We start from the raw sequence: 18,163 nt of genomic DNA, 5'->3' as shown, positions 1-18,163 counted from the left end.
CCGGCCATTCGCATTTGCAGGACTCGCTTCAGGCGAGGTGCACGACGGGCGGCCGTGCCGACAGCGGCTGGGTTGCAGCCACCGGATTCGCTCGTGGCATGACCACGGACGCCAGCACGATCGAGAACGGCAGCGGCGGCGCGCCGAGCAGAGACAGATAAGTATCCGGCATGTGCTGGTGCAGATTCTCGATGACATAGGCGACGAGCTCACAGCCGATCACGATCGGCTGCACCTTGCCCGTCAGCGCCACCGGCGTGCCGATCGGCGCATAATGATAGCCGCCGAGCTCGAGACGGGCCGCGGTCGCCAACAGCATCGCTGCAACGAGTGGACCGCCCTTGGGCGCAGGCTGATAGAAGTCGTGAGTGGCCCACACGGCATTCCAGCCGTAAGCCACCGTATCCAAGGTGTTATAGACCCGGCGCACCCTGCCCTCCAACGGCGAGCCGCTGCCGAACAGCGCGGCGAACGCCGTGTTGCCCGGCGTCATCCCTGCGAAGCTGCTGACATAGACATCGAGCGCCGGGCTGCGCTGGACGATCGAAAGCGCGAGCACGGGCGCGAGCGTGCCGCCCAGGCTGTGCCCGGTCACCGCCAACCGGCTGCCGGCAGGTAGACGGCCGACCGCGTCTTGCAGCGTGACGCCGGCCTGGTCGGTCAGGGCCAGGAGATTGGTCAGACCTTTGCTGGTCCCGGCGGAGATCTTGGCGCCGCGCGCAGCCGGCCACTCCACCATGTCGCCGAACGGGCTGTCCTCGTCGCCATCGTCCCAATAGGCCGGCGAGAACGGGTTGGGGTAGGTGCCGCGGATCGCGATCGCATAGGTCTTGGTGCGCTCGCTGTAGGCGATGAAGGCGAAGTTATCCGGCGGGTCCGGCGGGGCCGCCAGCCAGACGACACGCCAGTCGTCGGCGCTGAGGGAATCCTGCGCGAGATATGTTGCGATCGATCCCGGCGCACCGTAGGCGATGCCTGCGAGGGTCATCAGCACGGCGTCGGACACCGGCGGGACGAGCGGAGAAGAGACAGCTTCTGACATCAATGTCGTGCTCCCGTCTTGGCCACCAGGGCACGCCGAGGCGCGCCGGCGGCATGGAGAAATGTGGTCAACATCGTCAATCATTCCGATGCAGCGAGGCTGATCGCGCTCGCGAGCCCGCGCGGGCTCGTTCGCGCGACGCATCTCGCGCGATTGCGCTGGCAGGATCGGCAGAAGGCGCCGGCCGAAGCCGGCGCCCGAGGTCGTCATGGAAGGTTGTCGTGGATCGTGCGCGTCCAGCTGCCATCCGGCTTGCCGGTGATGCTCTCGATGTCGGATGACACATTCCAGAGCATCATGCCGCGCTTGGCGCCGGCGCTGGGATTCCAGCGGCAGAGCTGCCTGGTCTCCTCCAGCGACGTGCCCTGCGTGATCGGACCGACCTTGTCGGACTTCACGCCGATCGAGATCCTGTCCGGGCTGATCACGGTCGCGTACTGCTCCACCAACTGCGTCATCGATGTGAAGTCGCGAAAGTAGGCCATAGTGTTGATGCTGGTGAGCGTCGACGCGAGCTGCCTGATCACGTCCTTGTCACGATCGAACAGATAGGTATCGAGCGTGAGGATCGCGTTCGGCATGGCCTTGCGCATGCCGGTCACGGTGTCGACGAACTGCTGGCAGGGGAAGCTGTCCAGATCTTCGTTGTCGATATCGAAGCCGTCGAGATTCCATTGGTCGGCCAGATAGGCGCACCATGCGCCGAACTGATCGGGATCCGTGATGCCGGTGTTCCATCCCACTGGCGGCTGCGGCGTGCCGATCAGTGACAGCAGGATCTTCATGTTGGGCGCCGTATGGCGCAGCGAGGCGATGCCGGCGCGAATGCTGTCCCCGGTGTTCGACTTCTGCAGGAACGCCTGACAGGTCGTATTTCCCGGGAAGAGGTTCGAGAACGCGAGGATCAGTACGTCCACATAGGACGGTGTGTCCGCGAGCAGCGGCCCGTGCCCTGGCCCGGATGGAATATATCCGAGCCAGAAGGCCGTGAAAGTTTGCTGGGCCATGATCAGATCCGTGTACCGCCGGTGAACGTCGGGACCGGATAGACGACGGCGTCGAGCGGCGTGGACGACGTGATCGAATCGCCGTTGAGATAGAACAGCCGCTGCGTCGGCGTCGCGATTAGGTTGCCGTTGATATTGGCGTCAATGCGCACCGTGCCGCGCCAACCCGTTCCGCCCTGCGGCAAAGACTGGCCTTGCGTCACGGTCGATGGAATGCACTGAACGCCGTAGATGATGGTCTGGCCGGCGTTGATCTGCTGGTTGAGGAAGCCGCGCCCGGTCGAGGCGAAGAACTGTTGGTAGATCTCGACATTGCCCGCGGCGTCGATGAACTGCGCCATCAGGCTGCTCTTGCCTTCGCCTTGATTGAAGTCGGTCGTCTCCTCGAAGATGACGTTGTAGTAGACCGAGGAGACGGACGCGCCGGGCACGAGCGACACCTGCACCCAGTAGCCCTGGATGAGGAAGGGATTGGCGGCGCCGGGAGGAAGAATGCCGTCGGGGACGAGAGTCTCGGCAAGCACTTCAAATGCGGACAACAGCGGCATGATGAATCTCCTGAGTGAAAATGATCGATGTAATCGAGACGCGACAAGTAATGGCGTAAAGATCGCTCAACACCCTCAGATTGTATAGTCAAGGGTGCGTGATGATGAGTTGAGTCAATTTGGAGCGCTTCGGAGACGACGCTTCGTGAAGCGTGAGCAGGCCGCCGCAAGGGGATGGCAAAGCGGCTCACCTCGACAAACAAAAATGGCCGGGATCGCTCCCGGCCATTTTCATTCTCGACTAATCGCCCCGCCTCACCGCGGCGGCGCCACGCCCGGAGGCGGCGGCGGCAGCGCGGCCTGGCCGCCGTTCAGCAGCGGCGTGATGCGGCGGACCGTGACGCGGCGGTTGATGCGGCTTGGGCCCTGGGTCTGCTCCTTCAGGTACTGCTCGCCGTAGCCCTGAGAGGTCAGGTTCTCGGCGGGCACGCCGAACTGCTGCGTCATCAGCGTGGCGACCGATTCGGCGCGGCGATCGGAGAGCGACAGATTGTCGGTCTCGTTGCCGACCGCGTCGGTGTGGCCCTCGATCAGGAACACCTCGCGCGGATTGCGCTGGATCGCCTGATTGAGGCCGTCGGCGATGACCTGCAGCTTCGCCGCCTGGTCCGGCCCGATCTCCCACGAACCCGTCTCGAAGGTGATCGTGTTGAGATCGATCGACGGCATCAGCTGACGCACCGAGGGCGAGTAGCGGACTTCGTCGAGCGAGTAGCGGCGCTGCACGCGCTCCACCGGCGGCGCGACCAGCGTGTCGTAGATGACATCCGGCGGCGCCTCCTCGGCGTCGACGATGTAGCGGTTGTAGGGGATGCGGATCTCCGGCGGCGGCAGATCGACATAGAAGCCGCCGACTGCCTGGGGATCGCGGTAGGTGTTGTCGATGATGATGATCTCGCGGCCGCCGATGTCGCGGCGGATGCGGCGCAAGAGCCGGCCGTCGGGCGCGGTGATCGTCACGATCTGGCTGCCGTCGGGACGGATCACGACGGTGCGCGTCTCACCCCGCTCCTGCTGCACGCGGATGTCGCGAGCACCATAACGGAAGCGCTCGAGCTCATCGTGACGTACGAAGGCCTGACCGCTCGGATCGCGCACGATGACGCGGCCCGGCTCGTAGATCAGCGTGCGACCGCCCTCCTGCACCTCGCGGCGCTGGCCGCGGAAGTCCTCGAGCCGCTGCGGCCCGGCCATCGGCGCGCCCGGCGCGATCGGCGTGAGCTGCTGCGGCGTCGGCGGAGGCGGCGCGGGAATGGGTGCTGCGACCTGCGGCGGCGGCCGGTTGGACATCGCCGGAGGACCGGCAGGAGGCACGGCGCCCGGTCCGGCCTGCGCCCCACCGGGTCCGCCACCTCCGCCTGCCACTGGAGGCGGAGGCGGAGTCCCAGGAGCACCAGCGGGGCCGCCCGGAGGCAGGCCCGGACGGCCACCGCCCGGCGGCGGGTTGCCGGCAACCGGCGGAGTGCCGGGCGACGGTGGCGTCCCTGGCGAGGGCGCCTGGGCGGCCGGAGGCGTTGCCGGCGACGGCGATCCGCCAGGTGCAGGCGCGACCGTGCCGGCCGGCGGCGTCGGTGCGCCACGCGGCGGCAGGCCACCTTGCGGGGCGCCCGGCGGAGGACCGCCAGCACCGGGGCGGCCGCCTGGCGGCCGTTCTCCGGCAGGTCGCTCCCCCGGAGGCCGCTCGCCGGGCTGACCGGGGCCCGAACGCGGCGGCTGCGGCGGCGTTGCCGGGGCCGCGGATGGCTGCGGCGACGGGGTCGCGGCCGGCGGCGGGGGCGGGGAATGAGGTGGCTGCGTCGCGCCAGCCGGCGGCGGCGCTCCGGGCCGCTGCGAGCTCGGGGCTGCGCTCGGCGGCGCCGGTGGTGGAGATGGCGGGGCAGCCGTCGGCGGAACGGGCGGCGTCGGCCGCGACGGGGCTGCAGCAGGCGGCGGCGGCGCGGGCGGGGTTGCGGGACGCGGCGGCTCACGCACGACCGGGGGCGGCGCCGGCGAATGCGCCGGAGGCGCAGCGGCGGGAGGCGTCGGCGGCGTCGGACGCGACGGCGGAGGTGAAGGCGGTTCAGCCCGCGGCGGCGGCGGTGCGGGGCGCGGCGGCTCCGGACGCGGCGGTTCGGCCCGCGGGGGAGCCGGCGGCGGGGCAGGTGCGGGGCGCGGCGCTGCAGCCGGCGGGGGCGGCGGAGGCGGCGGTGCAGCAGGACGCGGAGGGGCCGCCTGCGGCGGTGGAGCTGGCGGCGCAGCCTGGTGAGGCGGCGCGGGCGGCGCCCCACCCGGCGCACCCGGGCGCTGCGGCTGTCCCTGCGGCGGCTTGGGCCGGCCGTCCGGACCGACCTCGCCGCCGGGGCCGCCCTGCCCCTGCGCAACGACCATGGGCGCGCTCTGCGCAAAGGATCCGGAGCTCGTCAGTTGCATCGCCGACAGCGCGGTCGTCGCCAGCAGCAGAACGCGAAGTTTGCTCATGTGTTTTGGTATCCCGAAACGTTCTTTTTGAAGCACGGAGTGATCAACGTTTATGCGTTAGGCTGGATTGTGGCGCAGTTCAAATCTGCGGGGGGATTTATTTCGACGCGAAACAGCCGCGCGGCCGCCGCCATTCATGTTACATTCAGTCTTGAATTTCAAAGGGTTGGCGGAACACGACGCGCCAAAGGCCGGCTCTTGGCCGGCCCTCCTGTCTGCATCATGATGAAGGTTCAATCGCGGTCAATCCGTGACCGGACTGGGCGTCGTCGGGCCGAGCGGCCCGCGTCCCGGGATTTCGTCCGGTGTCTGTCCCGGCAGCTCGCGCGGCGGCGCCGGCGCATCGGGCTCGTGCATCGGCGGTGGAATGTCCGGCTGGGGATTGCCGACCGGATCTTCCGGCGGCGGCTCGACCGGGCGGCCCGGCGTCGCCGGCGGAATCTCGGGCGGTTCGATCGGCATCACATCGCCACCTTGCGGTTGTCGCCGAGATCGGGTCGCGTATTGGTCACGGCTGCGGCCGCCATCTTGATGTAGCTGACCACCGTGCCGGGCGAGTCCCAATATTCAGCGTCGTCGGGCGTGATCTTGAGCAGGCGGATGTTCGGATCCTCGGCGCTGTCCCACCACGCCTTGGCGGTCGTCGTGAACAGCTCGCGAATCTTGGCGCGATCGTTCGAGATCGCCGCGGTGCCTGTCAGCGAGACGTATTTCTGGGCGCCTGCATCGGCGAAGGACAGGTTGACCTGCGGCGCGCGCGCGATCTCTTCGTCCTTGTGGTGACGGGCGTCGGTCAGGAAGTAGATCATGTTCTCGTCGCGCTGGAGATAGGCGCTCATCGGCCGTGCGCGCAGTCTGTCGCCATCGCGGGTGACCAGCATCGCGAAGGTGATCTTCTTCATCAGCTCCCAGACGCGATCCTGATCGCGCGTGTCGTCATTGCTCATGGTTCGCTCCCTGGATGTCAGGGGCGGTAACGCGGGGCGTGCCTGCGATGTTCCGGAAACCGCGCAGGAAAGCGAGCGGCGTGAGGTCTCAGCCGCGGACCAGCAGAGTGTTGCTGCGGGTGCGGCCGACCTCGCGGTAACCACGGCTGATCATGTCCGCGAGACAGTCCTGCCGCCATTCGTCGCGCGACAGATGCTCGATGACGACGGCGCGCGGCCACAGCGCTGCGGGCGCATCGCGGAAGAAGCTGATCAGCACGCGATCCTCGAAGCCTTCGACGTCGATCTTCAGCACATCGACCTTGGTCGCGCCGGCCTGGTCGAGAATCGCCTGCAACCGCATCGACGGCACCTTGAACGCGTCCGCGCCGGCCGTGCCAACCACGATATGGCTGGCGCCGAGATTGTCGCCGTCGGTCTCGATCATCACCTCGCCGTCGCTGTCGCCGGCCGCCGCCGCAACGAGCCTGACCTGCGACAGTCCCGAGGCGTCGCGGTTGAAGCGGAGCCGCGCATGCGTCACCGGATGCGGCTCGATCGCGATCACGAGGCCATCGGGGCCGACGTGACGCGCCAGCGGCAGCGCGAAGGTGCCGACATTGGCGCCGACATCCACGGCCACGCCGCCGGCCGGCAGATGGCTGCGCAGGAAATCCAGCTCCTCGCGATTGTAGTCGGGATTGAATACGGCGCCGCGCTCGGTGGCGCTGACCTGGTGATAGAGGCGGAAATTCGCACCCTGGTAGTCGACGTCGACCGGACCCGCGCGAAGCAGATTCAGGGCGCGCGTCAGCATCGGCCGGAACGCGCCGCGCTTCAGCCCGGAGCCATGCGCCAGCCGGATCACCAGCGACTGGGCGGCGTTGGGAGCGAAGGTCCCGAAGGGCGGCGGAGAAGGGTCGTTGTCGGGCGTCAAGGTCGCATCCTGCACATGGGGCGGCGAGTGATAGCCGGTTTTGCCGGGCACTCCAATGCGGCTGAGATGGCGGCTTTGTGACCCCGCAGCGACGAGAGCTTGAATGCGTGGCTCGGCTCACACCGCCTTGCGCTGGCGCAGGAAGCGCCCGATCAACCGCCGCTTGCCCTTGCGCGGGATCAGGTCGATGTCGCTGACGAGCTTGGCGCCGCCCTTGCGGCGTTCGAGCACGATCTTGCGGCTGTGGAAGGCCTCGAGCTCGACCCGGTGCGCGACGCTGACGATGGTCGCCTTCGGCAGCTCGGTCGTCACCATTTCCATCATCCGGTCCTGACTCTTCTCGTCGAGCGCCGACGTCGCCTCGTCGAGCACGACGATATCGGGACGGTGCAGCAGCAGCCGCGCAAAGGCGAGGCGCTGCTTCTCGCCGCCGGAAAGCGTCTGGTCCCACGGCGCCTCTTCCTCGATGCGCTCCTTCAGATGATCGAGCCCGGTCTTCTGCAGGGCCTCCCCGACCTGCTCCACGCTCCAGTCCTCGGCGGCACCGGGATAGGCCACGGCGCGACGCAGGCTGCCGGAGGGCACATAGGGCCGCTGCGGCAGCATGAAGAGCCTGCGGTCGGGATGGAAATTGATGCTGCCGCCGCCCCACGGCCAGAGGCCGGCGATGGCGCGGACCAGCGTGCTCTTGCCGGTGCCGGATTCGCCGGCAACGAGCAGCCGCTCGCCCGGATCGACCACGACCTCGGTTTCGCCGACGACGGCCGTGCCGTCATCAAGGGTGACGGAGAGGTCGTTGAGGCTCAGCATCGCATCACCGGTCGTCTCGCCGCGCTTGATGCGGCCGAGACCGTCGCCCTGCTCCGCCCGCTCCAGCGCGTCGAGCGACATCATCAGCGAGGCGATGCGGCGGGCACAGGCGTTCCAGTCGGCGAGGCGCGGATAGTTGTCGACCAGCCAGCCGAACGCGGTCTGCACGATCGTGAACGCGCTCGCCGCCTGCATGACTTGGCCGAGCGTCATGCTGCCGTCGAGGAATTTTGGCGCGCACAGCAACAGCGGCACCACGGGGGCAATGAGGCTCGAGCCCTGCGAGACCAGCGTGGTGCGCATGTGCTGGCCGGCGAGCCGGGCCCACTGCTGCAGCACGTTGCCGAACGTCCGGTCGATCCCGGCGCGCTCCTCGCTCTCGCCGCCGAGCAATGCGATGCTCTCGCCATTCTCGCGGACGCGGGTCAGCGTGTAGCGGAAGTCCGCTTCGGCCTGGTTCTTGTCCTCGGAGACCTGCACGAAGCGGCGGCCGATCGTCATGATCGAACCCGAGGCGATGGCGGCGTAGACGATCGCTGCAATGACCAGGAAGCCCGGAATCGTGATCTCGGTGCCGCCGAGATGCAGCGTCAGCGCGCCGCCGATGGTCCAGAGCACGACGATGAAGGTGGCCGCCGACAGCAGCGCCGAGGTCACGCCGGCGACGAAATCGACCGGCGAGTCCGCGGCGATGCGCAGATCCTCGGCGATGCGGTATTCGGGGTTCTTGTGGTCGCCGCTGACGAGGTTGAGCTGGTAGTAGCGTCCGCTGGTGAGCCAGCGCGTGATGACGCTGTTGGTCAGCCAGGCGCGCCAGCGGCGCTGAATGCCCATGCGGGCATAGACCTGCGCGACGCCGAGCACGACGCTGCCGATCGCCAGCGGGAAGAAGATCGCCGTGAGATGGAAGACGGTGGCGGAATCGCGCTTCTCGATCGCGTCGAAGATCGAGCGATTCCAGACATTGATGCCGTACTGAACCGCAACGGTCGCAACGATCAGCAGCAGCAGGCCGATGGTGAACATCCATGCCAGCCGGTCGCCGCTCTTGCCCCAGAAGCCGCGGGCGCTGATCCAGAAGCGCGTCAGCAGGTAGCGCTTGCGGAGCTGCTCGGCTTCCTCGGGCGAAAGCTCCGGGTCGGGCTCCACCAGTTCAGGCGGCGGCGGCTCGACATGGGCACCGCTTTCGGCCGCGATCTCGATGATCGGAGCCTTCTCCGGCTCTGACCGAGCGGGCCGCGCGATGTCCTGAACCTGTCCCATGGCGCGATAACCGCAACCTGAGTTGAAGGTTCCCGCTTGAGTTCCCCGGCACCGTGGGCTCAGGAGAGGTCGGTGTTTGGTGCAACGGGCGGCGCGCGGTAGAGCGGGACGGGGACGACCTTGTGCAGCACGCGCGACAACTCCTCGATCGAATAGGGTTTGTGCAGCAGCTCGAAGCCATGCGTGCCCTGCTGCGCCAGCACGTGGCTGTAACCGCTCGCGAGCACGACCGGCACGTTCAGCTCGAGGCGGCGGATCTCCTCGGCGAGCTCAAGGCCGGTCATTCCGGGCATCACGACATCGGTGAACACGACGTCGAACCGGCTGGCGCTGCTGATCAGCTCCTCCAGCGCATCCTGGGCATTGTCGACCAAGGTGGTGCGATAGCCGAGTTCGGCCAGCGCTTCGGTGGCGGACCTGCCGACATCGATGTTGTCCTCGACCACCAGCACCGACATACCCTCGCCGCCGATCGGAACGGCACGGTGACCGTCGACGCCGCGCTGCGGATCCGCTGGAGCCACGCGCGGCAGATACAGCGTGAAGGTGGCGCCGTGCCCGACCTCGCTCACCACCCCGAGCTCGCCGCCGGACTGCTTGGCAAAGCCGAACACCTGCGACAGGCCGAGGCCGGTGCCCTGGCCGATGGTCTTGGTGGTGAAGAACGGCTCGAAGATCCGGCTGAACTGCTCCTGTGGAATCCCGACGCCGGTGTCCTTGACCGCAATGGCGACATAGCCGAGCGGCGGTCGCTCGTGCGGCGCGGCGGGGGTCGGCAGATCGGCGGCGGGCGCCACCGCGATGCTGAGAAGCCCCTGCCCGGCCATGGCGTCGCGCGCGTTCACCGCCATGTTGATCAGGGCGGTCTCGAACTGCCCGGCATCGGCATTGACGTAGCAGGGCTCATCGGGAACGGAGGTCACGACCTCGATGCGCGATCCCACCAGCGTCTTGGTCATGTCCCGCAGCGTGACGACGCTGCGGCCGATGTCGAACACCTCCGGCTTCAGCGTCTGCCGCCGGGCAAAGGCGAGCAGCTGCGAGGTCAGCTTCGAGGCGCGCGCCACCGTGTCCGAGATCGCATCGATGTAGCGCTGCCGCCGTTCATCGGGAAGATTCGGCCGGCGCAGCAGATCGGCCGAGGCGCGGATGACGGTCAGCAGATTGTTGAAGTCGTGCGCAACGCCGCCGGTGAGCTGGCCCAGCGCCTCCATGCGCTGGCCGTGCTTGAGCGCGTCCTCGGCCTCGAGGCGTCGGGCCGCCTCGACGTAGAAGTGCTCGGTGCGGCTGCGCGCCAGCATCAGGAAGACGACGAGCAGCGCGGTCGCAGGAATACCGAAGATGAGGTGCCGGCTGATCGTGCCGAGCCAGCGGTCGCGGATGGTCGCCGTCGCCAGCCCCGCGGAGACGTAGACCGGGTAGTCCGCGAGCCGCTGGTAGCCGACGCGACGCTGGATCCCATCGAGCGGCGAGGTTTCCGTGACCAGCTGCTCGGTATCCGCGGCCCCCGCCGGAATGTCGTTCGCGACCGGCCCGGCTTCGTCCGGCGCGGCCGGATAGCGCGCCAGGACCCGGCCATCGTAGCGGCGCAGCGCGAAGTAGCTGCCGGGCGCGCGGCCGATCCGGGCATAGAAGTGCTCGAAGTAATCCGGCAGCACCGAGGCCTGGACGACGCCGGTGAAGCTGCCGTGGTCGCCGGGGCGGCGGCGGCTGACGCTGAAGAACGTCGCGCCCTGATAGGGGGGACGGGGTGCCAGCTGGGTGCCGATGAAGGTGCCGATGCTGGTTTTCACATGGGCGGAGAAGTAGTCGCGGTCCACGAACGAGGTGTCCGGTGCCGGGTAGACCAGGCTGTTGACGAGCGGCCGGCCATTGGCGTCGAACACCCAGGCCGACTTCATCTGCGGCAGCGCATCCGACAATTGGCGCAGCCGCAGATGCAGCGCCTGCTCGCGGGCCTTGATGTCCGCGTCCGACAGGTCGCGGACGATCTCGTCGATCTCGGACAGGCTGCGGTCGATGGTCTCGAACACCTTGAGCGCATGCTCGTGGACCACATCGAGCGAACGGCGGATCTCGCGGTCGGCCTCTTCGGTCGTCGCACCGTAGGAGACGTAGGCAGCGACCAGGAACAGCGCGACGGGCAGCGCGAGCGACGCGACCGTCATCCAGCGCAGCATCATCAGCGATTTGCGTTGTGCGGTTTGCACAGGTGCTCCGGCCCAAAGGGCTGAGAGCTTAACGCAATCGGCGTCGGCTACAAAGTAGCTGCGCCCGGAACTTCTGACGGTTCCGGGCGCGTCTTATCTAGTTCTCGGTCAGATCTGCCGTTCGACGAGCTTCAACTTCAGCTCGGCGATCGCCTCGGCCGGGTTGAGCCCCTTCGGGCAGGCCTTGGCGCAGTTCATGATGGTGTGGCAGCGATACAGCCGGAACGGATCCTCGAGATTGTCGAGCCGCTCGCCGGTCGCCTCGTCGCGGCTGTCCTTGACCCAGCGGGTCGCCTGCAGCAGCGCGGCCGGTCCCAGATAACGCTCGCTGTTCCACCAGTAGCTCGGGCACGAGGTCGAGCAGCAGGCGCACAGGATGCACTCATAGAGGCCGTCGAGCTTCTCGCGGTCCTCGTGGGTCTGCTTCCATTCCTTCTGCGGCGTCGGCGTGGTGGTCTTCAGCCACGGCTCGATCGAGGCATACTGCGCGTAGAAATTGGTGAGGTCGGGTACCAGGTCCTTGACCACCGGCTGGTGCGGCAGCGGGTTGATCTTGACCGCGCCGTCCTTCACGTCGTGCATCGAGCGGGTGCAGGCCAGCGTGTTCTGGCCGTCGATGTTCATCGCGCAGGAGCCGCACACGCCCTCGCGGCAGGAGCGGCGGAAGGTCAGCGACGGATCGATGTGGTTCTTGATCCAGATCAGACCGTCGAGGACCATCGGACCGCAATCGTTGACGTCGACATAGTAGGTGTCGACGCTCGGATTCTTGCCGTCGTCCGGATTCCAGCGATAGACCTTGAACTCGCGGACTTCGGTTGCGCCCGCCGGCTTCGGCCAGGTCTTGCCGCCGGTGATCTGCGAATTCTTCGGAAGTGCGAACTCAGCCATTTCGGGAGGCCTTCTTTGTTATGACGGACGGGCTCAGTACACGCGCGCTTTCGGCGGGATGTACTGCACGTCGTTGGTCATGGTGTAGTTGTGCACCGGGCGGAAATCGATCGTGGTCTTGCCGTCCTTGTTGTCGATCCACGCCAGCGTGTGCTTCATCCAGTTCTTGTCGTCGCGATCCGGGAAGTCCTCGCGCGCATGCGCGCCGCGGCTCTCGGTGCGATTGACCGCCGAGTCCATCGTCACCACCGCTTGCGCGATGAGGTTGTCGAACTCCAGGGTCTCGATCAGGTCGGAATTCCACACCAGCGAGCGGTCGGACACGGCGATGTCGCCGATGCCGCCATACACCTTGTGGATCAGGTTATGGCCTTCCTGCAGCACCTCGCCGGTACGGAACACGGCGCAGTTGGTCTGCATCACGTGCTGCATGCTCTCGCGCAGCTTCGCGGTCGGCGTGCCGCCCGAGGCGTAGCGATAGTGGTCGAGACGGCCGAGCGCCTTGTCGGCGGAGTCCTTCGGCAGATCGGGCTGCTTGCCGTTCGGCGTCAGCTTCTCGGCCAGCCGCAGCGCGGCGGCGCGGCCGAACACGACGAGGTCGATCAGCGAGTTGGAACCGAGCCGGTTGGCGCCGTGCACCGACACGCAGGCCGCCTCGCCCACCGCCATCAGGCCGGGGACGATCGCGTTGTCGTCGCCGTCCTTCTTGGTCAGCACCTCGGCGTGATAGTTGGTCGGGATGCCGCCCATGTTGTAGTGCACCGTCGGCACGATCGGGATCGGCTCGCGGGTCACGTCGACATTGGCGAAGATCTTGGCCGATTCGGAGATGCCGGGCAGACGCTCGGCCAGCACCTTCGGATCGAGATGGTCGAGATGCAGGAAGATGTGGTCCTTCTTCTTGCCGACGCCGCGGCCTTCGCGGATCTCGATGGTCATCGCGCGCGAGACGACGTCGCGCGAGGCGAGATCCTTCGCCGACGGCGCATAGCGCTCCATGAAGCGCTCGCCCTCGGAATTGACGAGATAGCCGCCTTCGCCGCGAGCGCCTTCGGTCACGAGACAGCCCGAGCCGTAGATGCCGGTCGGGTGGAATTGCACGAACTCCATGTCCTGGAGCGGCAGGCCGGCGCGCAGCGCCATGCCGCCACCGTCGCCGGTGCAGGTGTGCGCCGAGGTGCAGGAGGCGTAGGCGCGGCCGTAGCCGCCGGTGGCCAGGATCGTGGTCTGGGCGCGGAAGCGGTGCAGCGTGCCGTCATCCATGCGCAGCGCGATCACGCCGCGGCAGGTGCCCTGATCGTCCATGATCAGGTCGATGGCGAAATACTCGATGAAGAACTCCGCCGCATGGCGCAGCGACTGGCCATACATCGTGTGCAGCATCGCATGGCCGGTGCGGTCGGCGGCGGCGCAGGTGCGCTGCGCCTGGCCCTTGCCGTAGTCCATGGTCATGCCGCCGAACGGGCGCTGATAGATCTTGCCGTCCTCGGTGCGCGAGAACGGCACGCCCCAATGCTCGAGCTCGTAGACCGCGTCGGGCGCGTTGCGCACCATGTATTCGATGGCGTCCTGGTCGCCGAGCCAGTCCGACCCCTTCACGGTGTCGTACATGTGCCAGCGCCAGTCGTCCTGGTGCATGTTGCCGAGCGAGGCGGAGATGCCGCCCTGCGCCGCCACGGTATGCGAGCGGGTCGGGAACACCTTGGTGATGCAGGCCGTGCGCAGGCCAGCCTCGCTGCAGCCGACTACGGCGCGCAGGCCCGCGCCGCCGGCGCCGACCACGACGACGTCGTAGGTGTGATCCTCGATCGGATAGGCTTTTCCGTTCGTCGCGGGCGCGCCGTTCGCGCTGCCATTTGCTCCGCCGGCCATTCGCTAGACTCCAGTGGACAGTTTGATGAGGGCGTAGATCGAGGCGATCGCCACGGTCACGGCAAAGAAATTGTTGGCCATGATCGCGATGAGCTTGAGCGACTCGGTGTGGACGTAGTCCTCGATGATCACCTGCATGCCGATCTTCATGTGCCAGCAGCTGGCAACTACGAACAGCAGCATGATCAGCGCGATCGGCAGCGAGCCGAGAATCTGCGCCGCACCCGCCTGGTTGCGGCCGAGCAGCATGATCACGACGACGACGACCGGAACGATCAGCAAGGTCATCGCGACCGCGGTGATGCGCTGGCGCCAGAAGTCGCCGGTGCCGGAATGGGCTGCACCGAGATTGCGGACGCGGCCCAGCGGGGTCCGCATCGATTTTGCGCGTGCGTTGCTCATCGACCGCCTCCGACTGCGTAGGCCACGATCCACACCAGAACGGTCAAGGTGATGCCGCCGATCAGTGCGCCCCAGGTCAGCGTCTCGCGCTCATTGGGCTTGAAGCCGTAGCCGAGGTCCCAGACGAAGTGACGGATGCCGGAGAGCAGATGATGCAGCAGCGCCCAGGTGTAGCCGAACACGATCAGGCGGCCGAGGAAGCTGCCCATGAAGCCCTGGACATAGGAATAGGCGCTGGGACCGGACGCGGCGGCGATCAACCACCAGGCCAGCAGCAGCGTCCCGAAGTACAATGCAACCCCGGTGGCGCGATGGACGATCGACAAGATCATCGTCAGCGTCCAGCGGTAGGTTTGCAGATGCGGCGAAAGCGGTCGTTCGATCCTGGCTGTCATTGCTTGCTTTGATGATTTCTTGTGGGCCGTGAACGGAAGGGGCTTGCGGCCGTGTGGGATCGGCAGGCGGGCCTTATTTACGGAGAAGGAACAGGTGTTGCAACGAACAAATGGCCCAAAACCGAACTGCGATTCAGTACTATCACCTCGGTGAAAAAAGGATCAATCTCCGCCGTGGTATACCAGGACCCAGCGCCCCCATTTAACGGCGAATGATGGTTCATTTCTATCTCCTCACCAAGCCCGGTCGAACGCGGCAGACCTCGAAAATAACGCAGGTCGTAGAGCATTGATTCACCGCTTAACTACGGACCGGGGCCGGCCGGTTTCGCCATACACCCGGCTGCACAGGCTCTCGATTCTGCAAACCTGACCGGAAGGATTCGCGGGACGAGCGTCGCCCTGACGCCGCCGGACCCCGAGGCAAACAGGCGCGGATGTCGCCCGTTCCCGATGCTCGACACCCGGATCTCGCCGCTGGTCGATTTTGCCGCATGTCAGGGTCGGACGCCGTGGCCTAGTCTGCGGCGAGACGCGATCCAAAAAAGCGCGCTGCAGGGAGGTCCGATGCCCGTTCCCACGGTCCGGCCGACAACCACCGAACGCCCGGCGGCGCTGCCGGTGCGCAATGCCTCCTCGCGCGAACCCGCCGAGGAGCCGTTGACCTGCGTCCTCGGATTCGCGGCCGCCGGCCTGTTCGCCGCCTGCGTCGCCATCGCCCTCCAGCACAACATCGCCTCGCTCGCCGTGCTGGAGTTCGTGGTGATCTGCGCCGCGCCGCCGCTGGCCGCACTCGCGGGCCTGGCGATCGGACGACGGCGCTAGGCCGTCGCTACTTCGTATAAATGTCCTTGTACTGGTCACGCAGCACGTTCTTCTGCACCTTGCCCATGGTGTTGCGCGGCAGCTCGTCGACCACGAACACGCGCTTGGGCATTTTGAACTTGGCAAGCCGGCCGTCGAGGCCCTTGAGCACGCCGGCCTCGTTCACATCGGCGCCGGGATGCTTCACGACCACGGCGGTGACGCCCTCGCCGAAATCGGCATGCGGCACGCCGATCACGGCGGACTCGACCACGCCCGGCATGGCGTCGATCTCGCTCTCGATCTCCTTCGGATAGACATTGAAGCCGCCGGAGATGACGAGGTCCTTGCCGCGGCCGACGATGTGGACGTAGCCCTGGGTGTCGATCTTGCCGAGGTCGCCGGTGATGAAGAAGCCGTCGTCGCGGAATTCCGACTTGGTCTTCTCCGGCATCCGCCAATAGCCCTTGAACACGTTCGGGCCCTTCACCTCGATCATGCCGATCTCGTCGCGGGCGAGCTCCTTGGCCGTCTCGGGATCGGTGACGCGCACGGAGACGCCGGGCAGCGGGAAGCCGACCGCACCGGGCACGCGCTCACCCTCATAGGGGTTCGACGTGTTCATGTTGGTCTCGGTCATGCCGTAGCGCTCGAGCACGGCGTGGCCGGTGCGCGCGAACCATTCGCGATGGGTGTCGGCGAGCAGCGGAGCCGAACCGGAGATGAAAAGACGCATGTGGCTGGTCGTCTCCTTCGACAGCCGCGGGTTCTGCAACAGGCGCGTGTAGAAGGTCGGCACGCCCATCAGCACCGTGGAGCGCGCCATCAGGTTGATGATGAGGTCCGCATCGAGCTTCGGCAGGAAGATCATCGACGCCCGGGCGAACAGCGTCACGTTGCTGGCCACGAACAGGCCGTGCGTGTGATAGATCGGCAGCGCGTGGATCAGCACGTCGTCCTTGGTGAAGCGCCAGTAGTCGATCAGTGTCAGCGAGTTCGAGGCGAGATTGTCGTGAGACAGCATCGCGCCCTTGGAGCGGCCGGTGGTGCCCGACGTGTAGAGGATCGCGGCAAGATCGTCTGATGTGCGCGGCACCGTGGTGAACGCGGTGTCGGCCTTGTCGGCCGCCTCCGTCAGCGAGCCCTTGCCGGAGGCGTCGAGCGTCTCGACCTTGGCACCCACTTTCGCCGCGAGCGCGCCGATGCCCTCGGCCTTGGAGGGATCGCACACCACCACGGTCGGCTCGGCGTCGCCGATGAAATAGTCGAGCTCGTTGAGCGTGTAGGCGGTGTTGAGCGGCAGATACACGCCGCCGGCTCGCACCGTGGCCAGATAGAGCACCAGGCCCGACACCGACTTCTCGGTCTGCGCCGCGACGCGATCGCCCGGCTTCACGCCACGCGCCACCAGCACATTCGCCATCTGGCCGGCACGCGCGACGAGGTCGCCATAGGTGATGCGCTGGCCGTCGTGGGTCTCGATGGCGAGCCGGCTGGGATCGTCGAGGCCGTCGAACAGGCGGGCGAACAGATTGGCGTTGGCGGCGTGGTTCATGCAACATTCCCCTGGAGCGGTGGCCGCCGGCAGTGCCAGCCGGCGGAACATCGTGCTCGACGAAGACGAAAAGGGCCCGGACGGCTGAAAGCAGCGGCTGAAGCGCCGGGGCTGCCGTCTCTGATCGAGGCTGCCTTAGCAAAAACGCCCTTTCGAAGGCAACGGGAGACGCTGGGAAATGACCAAGGGGAAACGGATCGCGTGGATCACCGGGGGCGGCACAGGGATCGGCGAGGCCGGCGCGCTGGCGCTCGCCGCCGAGGGCTGGACCGTCGTGGTGTCGGGCCGGCGCAAGACGGCGCTCGACGCCGTTGCGGCCAAGATCGCGGCTGATGGCGGCGCCGCCGAGGCCGTCGTGCTCGATGTCGCCAAGGCCGCCGACGTGCAGGCGGCTGCCGACGCCATTCTGATGCGTCACGGCCGCATTGATCTCCTGGTCAATTCGGCCGGCGTGAACGTGCCGCGCCGACGCTGGGACGACATGACGATCGACGGCTGGAATCAACTGGTCGAGATCAACCTCAACGGCGTGCTGTACTGCATGAAGGCGGTGCTGCCCGCGATGCGGGCGCAGAAGGACGGCATCATCATCAACGTCTCGTCCTGGGCCGGGCGTCACGTCTCGAAGATGCCAGGGCCGGCCTACACCTCGACCAAGCACGCGGTGCTGGCACTCACGCACTCCTTCAACATGGAGGAATGTGTGAACGGCCTGCGCGCCTGCTGCCTGATGCCGGGCGAGGTCGCGACACCGATCCTGGAGCAGCGCCCGGTGGTGCCGAGCGCGGAGGAGCAGGCCCGGATGCTGCAGCCGGAGGATCTCGGCCGGACGATTGCGTTCGTCGCGAGCATGCCGCCGCGGGTGTGCGTGAACGAGATCCTGATCAGCCCGACATGGAATCGGGGGTTCATCCAGACTCCGGCGAACAGGGAGTGAGGGGGATTGGACTGGTCGCATACTGGGTTCGCGATGAACCGAGCCGGTTGAGGACTCCAGGGCAATGCCAGAGCGCCGGCGTTTGCTCCTAACGAACCATGTGATGG

16 protein-coding genes are annotated in these 18,163 nt (G+C 66.9%); 2 read left to right on the top strand and 14 right to left on the bottom strand.

Features of this window, described 5'->3' with window-relative positions; translation table 11 throughout:
* Nucleotides 1-28 precede the first annotated feature (28 nt).
* The 13 genes from ACQR1Y_RS19050 to sdhC form a co-directional block, all read right to left on the bottom strand.
* Entirely contained in the window at nucleotides 29-1,042 is a 1,014-nt protein-coding gene (locus ACQR1Y_RS19050) for a lipase family protein (RefSeq protein WP_434877718.1), read from the bottom strand.
* A gap of 206 nt (nucleotides 1,043-1,248) precedes the next feature.
* Nucleotides 1,249-2,049 carry an EndoS/ChiA family endoglycosidase gene (locus tag ACQR1Y_RS19045; protein ID WP_434877719.1) on the bottom strand — a complete coding sequence of 267 codons (801 nt, stop codon included), beginning with the start codon at nucleotides 2,047-2,049 and terminating at the stop codon, nucleotides 1,249-1,251.
* A gap of 2 nt (nucleotides 2,050-2,051) precedes the next feature.
* On the bottom strand, nucleotides 2,052-2,597 hold the full coding sequence (locus ACQR1Y_RS19040) for a hypothetical protein (RefSeq protein ID WP_434877720.1): 546 nt from the start codon (nucleotides 2,595-2,597) through the stop codon (nucleotides 2,052-2,054).
* A 255-nt stretch (nucleotides 2,598-2,852) separates the two neighbouring features.
* A complete protein-coding gene (locus ACQR1Y_RS19035) occupies nucleotides 2,853-5,054 on the bottom strand; it encodes an OmpA family protein (protein WP_434877721.1) in 2,202 nt (733 codons plus the stop codon).
* Nucleotides 5,055-5,297: 243 nt separating this feature from the next.
* A complete protein-coding gene (locus ACQR1Y_RS19030; RefSeq protein ID WP_434857914.1) occupies nucleotides 5,298-5,516 on the bottom strand; it encodes a hypothetical protein in 219 nt (72 codons plus the stop codon).
* Nucleotides 5,516-6,001, bottom strand: a complete 486-nt coding sequence (locus tag ACQR1Y_RS19025) for a pyridoxamine 5'-phosphate oxidase family protein (protein WP_434877722.1) — start codon at nucleotides 5,999-6,001, stop codon at nucleotides 5,516-5,518. The genes ACQR1Y_RS19030 and ACQR1Y_RS19025 overlap by 1 nt, the downstream gene beginning before the upstream one ends.
* Before the next feature lie 88 nt (nucleotides 6,002-6,089).
* Nucleotides 6,090-6,917 (bottom strand): FkbM family methyltransferase, encoded by an 828-nt coding sequence (locus ACQR1Y_RS19020; RefSeq protein WP_434877723.1) that lies wholly within the window; start codon nucleotides 6,915-6,917, stop codon nucleotides 6,090-6,092.
* A 117-nt stretch (nucleotides 6,918-7,034) separates the two neighbouring features.
* Nucleotides 7,035-8,990, bottom strand: a complete 1,956-nt coding sequence (locus tag ACQR1Y_RS19015; protein WP_434877724.1) for an ABC transporter ATP-binding protein/permease — start codon at nucleotides 8,988-8,990, stop codon at nucleotides 7,035-7,037.
* Nucleotides 8,991-9,049: 59 nt separating this feature from the next.
* Nucleotides 9,050-11,200 carry an ATP-binding protein gene (locus tag ACQR1Y_RS19010; protein ID WP_434877725.1) on the bottom strand — a complete coding sequence of 717 codons (2,151 nt, stop codon included), beginning with the start codon at nucleotides 11,198-11,200 and terminating at the stop codon, nucleotides 9,050-9,052.
* 108 nt (nucleotides 11,201-11,308) lie between these two features.
* Nucleotides 11,309-12,091 (bottom strand): succinate dehydrogenase iron-sulfur subunit, encoded by a 783-nt coding sequence (locus tag ACQR1Y_RS19005; RefSeq protein WP_006613010.1) that lies wholly within the window; start codon nucleotides 12,089-12,091, stop codon nucleotides 11,309-11,311.
* A 33-nt stretch (nucleotides 12,092-12,124) separates the two neighbouring features.
* The gene (sdhA, locus tag ACQR1Y_RS19000) at nucleotides 12,125-13,963 is read right to left on the bottom strand and encodes a succinate dehydrogenase flavoprotein subunit (RefSeq protein WP_434857919.1); all 1,839 of its coding nucleotides are present in this window, start codon (nucleotides 13,961-13,963) and stop codon (nucleotides 12,125-12,127) included.
* Nucleotides 13,964-13,966: 3 nt separating this feature from the next.
* A complete protein-coding gene (gene sdhD, locus ACQR1Y_RS18995) occupies nucleotides 13,967-14,341 on the bottom strand; it encodes a succinate dehydrogenase, hydrophobic membrane anchor protein (protein WP_008965546.1) in 375 nt (124 codons plus the stop codon).
* 20 nt (nucleotides 14,342-14,361) lie between these two features.
* On the bottom strand, nucleotides 14,362-14,760 hold the full coding sequence (sdhC, locus tag ACQR1Y_RS18990; RefSeq protein ID WP_008965547.1) for a succinate dehydrogenase, cytochrome b556 subunit: 399 nt from the start codon (nucleotides 14,758-14,760) through the stop codon (nucleotides 14,362-14,364).
* A 567-nt stretch (nucleotides 14,761-15,327) separates the two neighbouring features.
* On the opposite strand from sdhC, the gene ACQR1Y_RS18985 reads away from it, so the two are divergent.
* Nucleotides 15,328-15,585, top strand: a complete 258-nt coding sequence (locus tag ACQR1Y_RS18985) for a hypothetical protein (RefSeq protein ID WP_434857920.1) — start codon at nucleotides 15,328-15,330, stop codon at nucleotides 15,583-15,585.
* A gap of 7 nt (nucleotides 15,586-15,592) precedes the next feature.
* Here the strand turns inward: ACQR1Y_RS18985 and ACQR1Y_RS18980 are convergent, their stop codons facing one another.
* The gene (locus tag ACQR1Y_RS18980) at nucleotides 15,593-17,119 is read right to left on the bottom strand and encodes a malonate--CoA ligase (RefSeq protein ID WP_434877726.1); all 1,527 of its coding nucleotides are present in this window, start codon (nucleotides 17,117-17,119) and stop codon (nucleotides 15,593-15,595) included.
* 178 nt (nucleotides 17,120-17,297) lie between these two features.
* Here ACQR1Y_RS18980 and ACQR1Y_RS18975 point away from each other — a divergent pair, with 178 nt between their 5' ends.
* Nucleotides 17,298-18,056, top strand: coding sequence for an SDR family oxidoreductase (locus ACQR1Y_RS18975; RefSeq protein WP_434877727.1), 759 nt, complete (start codon nucleotides 17,298-17,300; stop codon nucleotides 18,054-18,056).
* Nucleotides 18,057-18,163: the final 107 nt, after the last annotated feature.

Origin of the sequence: Bradyrhizobium sp. HKCCYLRH3099 (genome assembly GCF_051167855.1) — a bacterium.
Lineage (GTDB): Bacteria > Pseudomonadota > Alphaproteobacteria > Rhizobiales > Xanthobacteraceae > Bradyrhizobium.
This window is presented reverse-complemented; position numbering and strand designations above follow the sequence as displayed.